The following is a 9,895-nucleotide window of genomic DNA, read 5'->3' as shown; positions in this document are numbered from 1 at the left end:
CGGTTAAGGGCTGATTGTGCAAAAATATCTAGGAAGTTATCCCAAGCCTCTTGTTGTACTTCACAAAACTTTTCGTAATTCATACTGTTTCCTTGAATTTGTTATAGGATTTCTTAGCATCTAGGCCGGCTTCGTAAAGATATATCCACTCTGACAATGTTTCAAGAATCTTTACATGAGCCTCCCTGTGAGCGGTGCCCTCTCTAATTGCCATCAACGATGCAACTTCAAGGATAAAGAATTCAATATTGTAGTCTTCATTGTTTTTGAAAGACATCTTATTTCTCCACAAGTGCTTTATACGAAACTGGAAACAACTCTTTAACAATCTCTGCTACTTGTTGTGCAACTACTCGTGTTTCATATTGCGTATGTTCATCAAGGCGAAGAACAAGCATATCACAGAAGGCCCCCAGTGTACCACTCCATATCCATGTCGTCATCATTGATTGAGGCAACACCATCCTAGCTTCTTCCGCACAAACTCCAAGGTCAAGCAAAGTGTTATAAGTTTCAAATGCTGCTTTGTTTACTTCATCTGGACGATAAATGCAATTGCCTTCGTCGTTTGTCAGAGTATCAATAATATCTAGGTTTATAGTTTCATCTTTACTGCTACCTTGCTTCACATTCTCAGCAGCTTTACGCCACGACTCAGGAGTATAGAATTCAACTTCCCCTTTTACATACCGCCGACTCACTTCATTCCAAGGCATGAACTTATGCTTTACAAGTTGGCGGGCAACAAATACAGGGGCCTTTACCCGAACACTAATAAAGCTGTGATTGAACGGAGAGTAATGTTTATGATTTGCTAGGTACTTAATAAGCTTTTCATCAGAGAGTTTCAGCCGTTGAAAACCCCCAATCTCGCCGCGGTAAAACCGACTGCTTGGATCAAGATAATCTACTTCTGGAAACTGATTAGGGTACTCCCAACTACTTTGCTTATCAAAAGAGCATCGTGCTGCATCCACTACAGAAAGGTCATCACCACAATGGTTAATATATTCTACTTTAATCTGTGACAACTTGCTTCTCCTTATTCAAATATTCTTCAACTTCTTTCCAACTAATGTCTGGAAAGTAGACGTACATCATACCGGACTTAGCTAGGTTTGTATAGTCTTCTTTAGACTTTATGATGTCTTGCCAGATAAGCTTTGGTCGATTAGTTGGAACATGTGCGTGAATCATAGCTTAAGTGACTCCTTATTACTAGCTAAATCTAGTCTGAGTTTCCAAATAGATGTAGAGATAGATTCTGCAACGTCAGTCCTAAAGCAATCCATCACACTGTACGAATTAAGGACTTTCTCTGTTTCAATGACCTTTGCTCTTTGCCACGCCTTGTGGGCTTGTTCTGGTGTTTTGAAAGTTCCTAAGCATTTTACTTTACCGTCCACCCTGCATTGTGCTTTAAACTTCCCATTATAAACCATATGCACACCTAACGGAAACTCACCACGTTTGTTATCTTTCAAAAATATGTTTAGAAACTTAGGTACGAAGCAACATGTCTCAGGCGAATAGATTTTATTTCCTTCCTTGAGAATATCTTTGTCTAAATCCAAACCCTCCCATGCCTGACTCTGAACCCAACTCTTAAACTTAGTAAGATATCTCCACTCATCACAGATGGTTACGCCTGAGTAAGTTGGGTTTTTAGACAGACCATACTCCGTATAACAACGCTGTAAAATACAAACCCACTTAGAGTATATTTTACAACGCCCCCTTACACCATTCGGCTCCCACCAACTCACAGGCTCAGTGGAGTCGTTTATACCAATACCATAAATTAACTTCTTTTTCATCGAAATTCTTCCGGGATGCATTGCTCTAGTTCAGGTCTAACATGGCTCTTCAGTTTTTGAACTTTGTTATCAGAACTACGTTTCACAGTGTACAGACGCTCACCTTCAAACAAAGTTTCATCAATATAGAATTCACCATCCTCACGAGATTCCAGATATTCTTTACTGCTTTGTGCGTAAGTGTAGCTGGTGGTAATCTTCTGAGCATTGTTGGAACACACTGTCTCCCAAGCAAGCTTAGTTTTGCAACCGTAAGCTTCCAACAGATGTTCAAGGTATGTATTCAGATATTTGATATCCATTACAGCATCCAATACTTCTAGAAGATCTTCATCAGAACAAGCATCCTCAAGTTCATTCACTTCCTCTAGAATAAGTTTGGATTGGGCTTTCACTTGCTTCCAAACTTCCCAGTGGTCACCCATTGCAGGTTGATTACCGATTGCATAGCCAAACTTAATACATTCTTTCTTTGACACCAAAACTCTCCTTAAATAATCTCTACTTTTTCAAATCGAATAATCTCAGCATCATATGAACCAAGTGTAATACCAAAATCACCTTTACGACAATATTCTTTCAATTCTTTAATCCGATCTTTAGCCAAACTTTCAGCCTGTTCCTTTGTAGGTGCTGAGAAATACTCTTCATAATTATGAAGAGTATTTATCCCAACCCTGTGTCGTGTACTGTGTTATACCCACTACTGCACGAATCATGTTTATTCTCCTTAATTCAAAGCTTCAAATACTGATTTCATAACTTCAATTGTATCATTAAAATTTTGAAGGGTTGCATCAAAATCTTCTTCATCCACATCTGCGTGAAGATCCATAAACAGTTCTTTCTCAAACTCAACGAAGCTTACAAGTTCTTCAGCTCGCTGTTTACTAATATTGATTACGCTCATTTTATCTCTCCTTAAGTATAAACTTCTTTCACTGTCTTGTTATTAAAATATCTACGGATACAATACCCTCGTCCTATAGACCATGCTGTGCAAAAGATAGTGCTAGAAATAGCAATACCAATTGATGATGTAAATAGTGACAAGCAAATCATTGTAATCAAGAAGCTGCCTATCATACCAATTAACGTAGAACATGCAACTTCTTTCATTGAATCTTTTCTACTTTGACTCATTCTTAGCCTTCTCCTGCACTAATACACGTTCTGCAAAGAATACCAGTTTTTCAGCATCATAAACAGAGTTATTACCCTTCTTTTTCTTACCATTACGATCAGCTGCCATACGCCAGATTGCTTTAAATAAATTCCCTTCAGCAAATGTCAAACCAAGAGATTCAATAATATCATTAGCTTCAGCATCGTAAGCTTCAGGAAGTGTTGTAGGATTATCTACGTGAACTTTGTAGTAGTTTACTGAGCCGCCTGTGTGTTCTGGATCAAGTGTACCTTTAATTTCTACAGAATGGACAACGCCTTCTAGACAAACACTTTTACTCACGCTCAACAACTCAAGTTCATGCTCTTCAAAATACTCTGTTGCAACGCTGTGTTCGCCACGGACAGCATAACCAAACGTGCTGCCATTTTCCACGATGTAGCCAATAAAACCTTCAGGAACTTGTGGCGTATCTTTTACTGCAATGACTTTATCACCTACTTTAAATTTCCTACTTTCCACTACCATCACTAAGTCTCTCCTTCAATGATTTTATTTGTTCAAGCATATCTTGTTGCTGTTGCTTAAGATTATAGATTTCTTTAGTTAAGCTGTCAACCGAATTCTCCAAGCGATTGACAGTGTTCTTTAGTTTATAGTCTTCCACTTACTTACCTCGTATCCTACACCGTCCTAGTTTCACTCCAATCATCATATCCACCTTTGATTGCTTTGTAAATCAAATTTGTGTCAACTCCAAAATCTTTTGCTAAAGCAACAACTCCATTTACAGAATCACGAGGTTTACTACTAGAGTAACGAAGTTTTATTGCCTCAACATCTTCTTTTGTAAGCTTACGCCGACTAGTAGAGACTACAGTCCTCGTTTTACTGGCCCTGTCTTTGTTGTTATCAGCCCAAGTTCCTGAAGAAAGGTGCTTAGGATTTATACACTGCGGGTTATCGCAAGAGTGCATTACACATAAATCCTTAATGCCTTCATAAGGAATGCCGTTATTCCAACAGTAGGAAAACCTGTGTGCGTAGACTGTTTTACGATTACCTAATCTTGGTTGAGAGTAGCCATCAGCATTACTTCTATATTTAAAGTTAATGCACTCATCGGTGTCCACGTTTGAATCTAACAGATCAATCAGCTTTAAGATACAACTAGGCACTTTTCCCATATTTATCCATAATAAAATCAAGTGAAACAAACGAAGGTAAACCAAATCCATCTTCAACTTCATGAAGCATAGTCAAGCCTCTGAAGTGGTTGTTGCCTTGGTGCCCCTTATAATCTTCATCGAACGGATAACAAGCACCATTGATGATACCAATCTGCATCTTACCGTCTAATGTAGGTCGAAGACACACGTCAAGCAATTGTTTATGGCCGACAACATAAGAACAACCTACAGTCTTAAGTTGCATAAGTGCATTACCACCATAGGGCTTGCCTGTAAATGGATTAGCCAAGTAATGAACATAGTTAATCCCATCAATCACAGCAGGTTTTAAGAAGGGGTAAACACTCCAACCATATTGCTCAAGATTAAGTTGTGCTGTGCCAAGAAATCCAGTGAACTCAGGATTGTCATTAGCGAAACGGTCAGCCCTGCTCTCATGATTACCGAGACAAAAGATCATCTCAGGATTATAAGCTTTCTTCTTTGCTTTACGCTGGTTCTCTTGTACTCGCCATATAGGTTCCATCATAAGACGCATACCTTCGTGACCAGCCTTCAAATCATCAACTACCCGACGCCCTTCAAAACTTTTCTTACCTTTATCGTAGGAACTCAGGCTTTCCATGTCAAAGTGGTCGCCAATATGTACAATAACATCAGGTTTTTTATGGGCGATATATTCACCAATTGCGCTCATATAACTTAGGTCATGGTTTGGCTTTACTTGTGTGTCCGCTACTACTAGATGTTTCTTACTCACTCTTCTTCCTCCGGCAAATCATCCATAACATCACCTAGATAATCTCGAAAATCTGCTAATAGATATGAAATTTCATTTAATTCTGGATATTTCCGAGTTTCATTAAATGCATCATTCACTTGTTGCCAAATATTATTAAAGTCTTCAAGTTTACTCACCAAGCCTCTCCTTCAATTTAACCACTAAAATATACAATTCCAAATTCATCTGCAACACCGTGTCTAGAATCTCTTGTTTCTCATATGCATTGTACTTGTGGAATTCATCAGAAATCACCTCATTGCGTAATTTCCAATATGTTAGTGGATCAACTTCAACTGTAATCTCACCAACATTAAAAGGTTTCTTCGGAAAAAGTTCTGTGATAGTTCCCATAACCACCTCTCAAGCTAAACACCAAGTTGTTGTGTCCAGATGTGAAACATCGTACTAAACTGAATAAATTCACACCAGAAAATCGCTGTCCAATAATCTTTCATTTGACATCACCATGAGTGAACCCATAAGGTTTAGTTAAATCATAGTCTGTAGTGGATTCTAGGTCTTTGAACAGCTCTCGTGCTCGCTTAATATCTTCAGGGAGAATCTCAATGAATGGTTTAATTGTGATTTCAGGCTTCATAGCCAATTCAAGCAATTTGTCCAGTTTTGCATCCATGATTGCAAGTTTTATACTAAGCTCTGTGAACAATACTTCTTTGGTGATTTTAGTCATTTCATCATCTCCTCAGTGATTTGTTGGCGTCTCAATTTAGCATTTCCTAGGGGAGTGATGCCTTTATTTAAGAGCCACTGTTTGTCTTGCTTATTCTTACATATTTCAATTACAGCTTTTTCAATCCTTGCTGTCTCGAATGTTATACCCTCCTTGTCCGCGTAACTGAGACAACTATTACAACCCTTACAAATCAATCTCAAGTCATCTTCAGTTACGTACAGCAGTCTTTCTACAAACCCTTGAATGTCCTCTGTTTTTCTCAGACTACCAGCAGGTATTTTATGATCAACCTGTCCCTGAGATAAGACAAAATCATTATGGCACAGTTCGCAGGTAAAGCCAAACACTGTTTTCTTTTTCCCGTTGGGATTAGGGTTATCAATTTGTCTTCGAACTCTCTTAATCAGGTTGTGCTTAATAGGATTATTTGACCAAGCTTTGCGGAGACAGCCTCTTAGGTACGTAAAGAAAGCCACAGAGTTCTTCCAAGGTGTTCCCTCACCCCAAGGTTCTTTGTTGTTCGACATACTCACCCCACTTCAATCTTTTGCAAGCATCTGTCATGCAGGAGGGTGTGATACCTAGTTCCTCTGCTATTTTGTACTTTTGAGTACCATTTAAGAGCAATTCCTTGGCTAATTCATAGGAATCTGAATCAAGCTTCGAATGAGAAAACACTTCAAATTCACCACCTAGCATGTCTTCTATGAACACTCTTGGAATACAAATAACAAGTTTAGCTGCCACCCTACTCAAATTCCCTGCATCCATACCAAACTTGTCTGTCAGACGCAATAAAGGAATACCAGACTCTACGTCATTTTTAAAGGTAATAAGCTGCTCTTCCGTTAACCTCCCGTTGTAGATGTACTCTTTCTTATCTAACTTCACAGTACGCCTAGGTTTGTCTTCAAGTCGCAAAGCTTGGTTTAAAGTCTCACCCCTTCGCAGTCGCCACACAAGAGTATTTGGTTTTATATTAAACTTGTCCCCAAGCTCTTTATAAGTGTAGATATCTCCCTCAAAAAGCAAGCTCCTTTTAGTATCTGCAACAACTCCCTGCTGACTTTGTATCTTAACGGTGTTAGGACCAATAAAGTCTAATCCTGCAATAGATATACATTGATTTTCACCAACGTTGTCTTCGTAAAACTTACTGAATTTAACAAGTCCATTTTCACTATCGCCCCACTCATCACAAATTCTAGCACCAGATTCTCTTATCTTTGTTAGTATATTATAATACGTGCCTTTTATTTTACTGCCCGACAGTCCGTGTTTATAAATCCCTCCAGCACCTCCACCGGGAGCCACATTCCAACCAATATAAAATAAAGGCCTCAGTTTATTTTCTACTTCCTTACAATAGCTTACGGAACTTATCAAAATAATCTGCTGAATTGCTGTCCCATCTTTCAATGCCTTAAGAAAAGCTTTGTTATAAACTTTACCAATCTTAGCCTTATTTTTGTGCTGGGAGAACCTATAATCTGGTTTTACACTAATACCTACATAACCTTGTGTAAAAATATCAGTCATTCCCTCTGTTCTAATCCAATACAAGTAGCATTTTATTTCTTCTGTCAAATTTCAATCCCCATCTTTTTCAATACCTCAGTCCCAACAACAAAATCATTTTCAAAACGATGCATACGGGCCATGTCCCACATCTCATTCATAACATACTGCCAGTCAATGAGAATTGTGTTTCCTCTCCAGCCTATAACTTCTTTTGGCTCAGGGTAGAGCTTTTGAAAAATTCCCTTCATTGCTACCAAAGCTTCTTTATCATTCTTAGCGTCTTTCAGCGCCTCATAAGCACTCTTTTGCCCCCAATAAACATCAGAGAAACAGTGTGCCTTGTAATTGTCGCTATCATCAAGACTACATATTTGGTAGTAAAGGTGCATCCTACCCTTACCCTTAACTTCGTTCTTATCATTTAAGTACAACCCGCCAAAACAATCACAATTTACAATACCATCTTGTGGACGATTCACATTGAAGAATTTGACTGCACAGGAATATGTATCTTTGTCTAAGGCAATGACAAACTTATTTGGTTGCTTGTAAGTTTCCATAACAACACGGTCATCTACCTCGTAATGAGTAACAACTTCAGCCTTAAACTTTCTTGTTAGGTAATCAGACACTTCGTCAAGGTAGAGAGGTTTTAATGTCTTATCACGTTGTTGTTTATAGCCAAGTAATGTGCTGCGTTCTACCCGGAAACTATCACCTTTACCAATGAAGTATTGAACGCTATCAGCCTTTGACGCTTCTACATTTCGTTCAACTGTAAGCTTGGCTGAATGTAGTACGTTCTCAATTGGCTCAGGAGTTTGCACATCAACGATATCAAACTCTTCAGGGAGAAAGGGTGAAGTCCGGCTTTTGTTAATATCAGCAAGCCATCCGCCCGAATGTTTACGATCTCTTCCCCAGAACTGCGTCCTCGTGTCAAATTCTTTAGTGGTTCCTGTTGTTTTGTGAGTTACAACAATAGATCGTTTCTCACCAACACTTGCGACTGCATATTTGACAGAATCTAAGTCATAAACTCCAATCACTTTTATCCCCTAAACAAAGAGGGCTTTCGCCCTCAATATTAATCTTTATTATTTAAGAATAAGTTTCATAAGCAACTTTAACTTTATGGAACTCTTCAGACTTCTCTTCAAAGATATTCTTAACATACATTGCAGCAGCAGCTTTCAAAGTTTTAACATCCAACTCAGCTTCTTTACCATTATCTTGCAGAGCCTTGACACTCAGTCGGGTATTTTCAGCTTCAGACAGTAGACGTACCATGTTAGTGAAAAATTCTTGTTCGTTCATATTTACTTCCCCTTAATTGAAAAATGTAATTCGTTGGATTGCTTGAGTGTAAATACTTACAGCTTCAAGATCACGTTGCTCGATTGCTGCATTAAGAGCTTCATAGAGTTTCGTAAGGGTTTCAGTATTCATGTTTTACTTCTCCTAAAATTAATTTGTTTAAATGGTTGCACATCCTTGTGCAGAATTCCTTAGATCAGAAAGGAAGCGAATCATCCTCTTCTTCTGGTTCAGGTTGTGGAGCTAGTTGAGTTTTAGTTGGTTTAACTTCATCCACTTGTTCACCAGCGAAGCCTGTACCCTTAGCTTCAACTTTCTTCACTACATAAGTGCCAAGTACATCATCAACGACATTGCCGTCACCCCCTTTGCTTTCATATGGAACATGTTCAACAACTTGAACAGTGTCCAGAGTTACAGTCAGCTGACCTTCAGGGTTACGGTAGCCGAACAGTTTCAGAGTGCAGACAGAACCATTACCGATATCCTGAGTAAAAGGTTGACCTTCTTTGTCAATCACATTGACAGTCATAGGATTGCCTTTCTTACTAAACTCAGGCTTAGCCAGACCAAAACCATACATACCTTCTACAACATCGTAGTTAGTTTTACCTTCTTCAACATCTTTAGACAAAGGATACTTAATCCGACGTGGTGGCTTGGTAGTCTTGTCCTTACCCACAAGTGCAAAGCCTTTGTTCAACATTACTTCATCCAGCAATTTGTCCTTAGTTGCCTCATCCACAAATGCTGTCAGGCTAAACTCTTTGTCAGTAGACTGGTATTTTGTTTTTGGTTGGTGTACAGCAGCATAGAATACAGGAGCATTCAGTACATAAACGTTAAAAGTTTCCAGAGTACCGGACTTAGGAAGTTGCTTTACAATTACAGAAGTGCTTACTTGCGTAGTCATTTAATTTTCTCTATTTGGTGTGTATTTATTTAAGTTCACAATATTGTGAGGTATTATCTACGTTTCCGTAAATTCTTTACATAAACCCTAAGGCAATATAGCCAAACCCCAGAGCTAGGATTGGAGAGAGCAAGTATACAACAATCTGACTCTTCCATGCATCTTTATCTTCAGTTTTATTTGTATTCAATCCACGAGTACCAAGAATTAAGCCAGTGATACAAGTGAAGCCATAAGCGTGTGCTACACCAATCGACTTAACACCAAGTGGAACTAGGAACCAGCCCCACAAGATTGATAGTGCCCATGCCCAGTACACTGCTAGAAGGCCAATTGCTACAATTGCCAGTACAACGATAGCGATAATAGCAAGAATCTTTAATGCTGTATTCATTCACTTCCCCCTTAAATTAGTGCTTAGTCGGCTCTTTAGCTTTCTTAGCAACTTTAATTTCTGTCACGTTTCCAGCGTCTTCATTCTCAAAAGGACTTTCACCGCCCAAGAAATCCATTCCGCTAACATAACTCTTCAA

19 protein-coding genes are annotated in these 9,895 nt (G+C 38.8%); all 19 read right to left on the bottom strand.

The features are described 5' to 3' along the window. Positions 1-79 precede the first annotated feature (79 nt). The 19 genes from ACGLXV_RS14815 to ACGLXV_RS14730 all read right to left on the bottom strand — a co-directional run bounded on the left by ACGLXV_RS14815 (position 80) and on the right by ACGLXV_RS14730 (position 9,756). Positions 80-277 carry a hypothetical protein gene (locus tag ACGLXV_RS14815; RefSeq protein ID WP_391559251.1) on the bottom strand — a complete coding sequence of 66 codons (198 nt, stop codon included), beginning with the start codon at positions 275-277 and terminating at the stop codon, positions 80-82. Between the two features lies 1 nt (position 278). Beyond that, positions 279-1,031 (bottom strand): FAD-dependent thymidylate synthase, encoded by a 753-nt coding sequence (gene thyX / locus ACGLXV_RS14810; protein ID WP_391559250.1) that lies wholly within the window; start codon positions 1,029-1,031, stop codon positions 279-281. Then, positions 1,018-1,197, bottom strand: coding sequence for a hypothetical protein (locus ACGLXV_RS14805; RefSeq protein WP_391559249.1), 180 nt, complete (start codon positions 1,195-1,197; stop codon positions 1,018-1,020). The genes thyX and ACGLXV_RS14805 overlap by 14 nt, the downstream gene beginning before the upstream one ends. After that, positions 1,194-1,817: a hypothetical protein gene (locus ACGLXV_RS14800; RefSeq protein ID WP_391559248.1), complete on the bottom strand. Its 624-nt coding sequence runs from the start codon at positions 1,815-1,817 to the stop codon at positions 1,194-1,196. The genes ACGLXV_RS14805 and ACGLXV_RS14800 overlap by 4 nt, the downstream gene beginning before the upstream one ends. Then, positions 1,814-2,296: a pyrophosphohydrolase domain-containing protein gene (locus ACGLXV_RS14795; RefSeq protein ID WP_391559247.1), complete on the bottom strand. Its 483-nt coding sequence runs from the start codon at positions 2,294-2,296 to the stop codon at positions 1,814-1,816. Before ACGLXV_RS14795 ends, ACGLXV_RS14800 begins: the two co-directional genes overlap by 4 nt. 251 nt (positions 2,297-2,547) lie before the next feature. Beyond that, positions 2,548-2,727 carry a hypothetical protein gene (locus tag ACGLXV_RS14790; protein ID WP_391559246.1) on the bottom strand — a complete coding sequence of 60 codons (180 nt, stop codon included), beginning with the start codon at positions 2,725-2,727 and terminating at the stop codon, positions 2,548-2,550. 11 nt (positions 2,728-2,738) lie between these two features. Continuing rightward, the gene (locus tag ACGLXV_RS25790; RefSeq protein ID WP_483880584.1) at positions 2,739-2,903 is read right to left on the bottom strand and encodes a DUF7220 family protein; all 165 of its coding nucleotides are present in this window, start codon (positions 2,901-2,903) and stop codon (positions 2,739-2,741) included. Positions 2,904-2,946: 43 nt separating this feature from the next. After that, positions 2,947-3,474: a hypothetical protein gene (locus ACGLXV_RS14785; protein WP_391559245.1), complete on the bottom strand. Its 528-nt coding sequence runs from the start codon at positions 3,472-3,474 to the stop codon at positions 2,947-2,949. 152 nt (positions 3,475-3,626) lie between these two features. Further along, the gene (locus ACGLXV_RS14780) at positions 3,627-3,920 is read right to left on the bottom strand and encodes a hypothetical protein (RefSeq protein ID WP_391559244.1); all 294 of its coding nucleotides are present in this window, start codon (positions 3,918-3,920) and stop codon (positions 3,627-3,629) included. 193 nt (positions 3,921-4,113) lie between these two features. Beyond that, complete coding sequence (locus ACGLXV_RS14775) at positions 4,114-4,893, bottom strand: metallophosphoesterase (RefSeq protein ID WP_391559243.1); 780 nt, start codon at positions 4,891-4,893, stop codon at positions 4,114-4,116. Further along, positions 4,890-5,051 carry a hypothetical protein gene (locus ACGLXV_RS14770; RefSeq protein WP_391559242.1) on the bottom strand — a complete coding sequence of 54 codons (162 nt, stop codon included), beginning with the start codon at positions 5,049-5,051 and terminating at the stop codon, positions 4,890-4,892. The genes ACGLXV_RS14775 and ACGLXV_RS14770 overlap by 4 nt, the downstream gene beginning before the upstream one ends. After that, positions 5,044-5,268, bottom strand: a complete 225-nt coding sequence (locus ACGLXV_RS14765) for a hypothetical protein (RefSeq protein WP_391559241.1) — start codon at positions 5,266-5,268, stop codon at positions 5,044-5,046. Before ACGLXV_RS14765 ends, ACGLXV_RS14770 begins: the two co-directional genes overlap by 8 nt. A gap of 100 nt (positions 5,269-5,368) precedes the next feature. After that, entirely contained in the window at positions 5,369-5,608 is a 240-nt protein-coding gene (locus ACGLXV_RS14760) for a hypothetical protein (protein ID WP_391559240.1), read from the bottom strand. Then, a complete protein-coding gene (locus ACGLXV_RS14755; RefSeq protein WP_391559239.1) occupies positions 5,605-6,138 on the bottom strand; it encodes a hypothetical protein in 534 nt (177 codons plus the stop codon). Before ACGLXV_RS14755 ends, ACGLXV_RS14760 begins: the two co-directional genes overlap by 4 nt. Next, complete coding sequence (locus ACGLXV_RS14750) at positions 6,110-7,198, bottom strand: hypothetical protein (RefSeq protein WP_391559238.1); 1,089 nt, start codon at positions 7,196-7,198, stop codon at positions 6,110-6,112. Before ACGLXV_RS14750 ends, ACGLXV_RS14755 begins: the two co-directional genes overlap by 29 nt. Then, positions 7,195-8,181 carry a hypothetical protein gene (locus tag ACGLXV_RS14745; protein ID WP_391559237.1) on the bottom strand — a complete coding sequence of 329 codons (987 nt, stop codon included), beginning with the start codon at positions 8,179-8,181 and terminating at the stop codon, positions 7,195-7,197. Before ACGLXV_RS14745 ends, ACGLXV_RS14750 begins: the two co-directional genes overlap by 4 nt. Positions 8,182-8,233: 52 nt before the next feature. After that, complete coding sequence (locus ACGLXV_RS14740) at positions 8,234-8,449, bottom strand: hypothetical protein (protein WP_391559236.1); 216 nt, start codon at positions 8,447-8,449, stop codon at positions 8,234-8,236. Between the two features lie 196 nt (positions 8,450-8,645). Further along, complete coding sequence (locus ACGLXV_RS14735) at positions 8,646-9,362, bottom strand: hypothetical protein (protein WP_391559235.1); 717 nt, start codon at positions 9,360-9,362, stop codon at positions 8,646-8,648. A 76-nt stretch (positions 9,363-9,438) separates the two neighbouring features. Next, positions 9,439-9,756 carry a hypothetical protein gene (locus ACGLXV_RS14730; protein WP_391559234.1) on the bottom strand — a complete coding sequence of 106 codons (318 nt, stop codon included), beginning with the start codon at positions 9,754-9,756 and terminating at the stop codon, positions 9,439-9,441. Between the last annotated feature and the right edge of the window lie 139 nt (positions 9,757-9,895).

This window comes from Robertmurraya sp., assembly GCF_036676585.1.
GTDB lineage: Bacteria > Bacillota > Bacilli > Bacillales > Cytobacillaceae > Robertmurraya_A.
The sequence above is the reverse complement of the archived record's forward strand: the minus strand, read 5'-3'. Positions and strand labels throughout refer to the sequence as shown.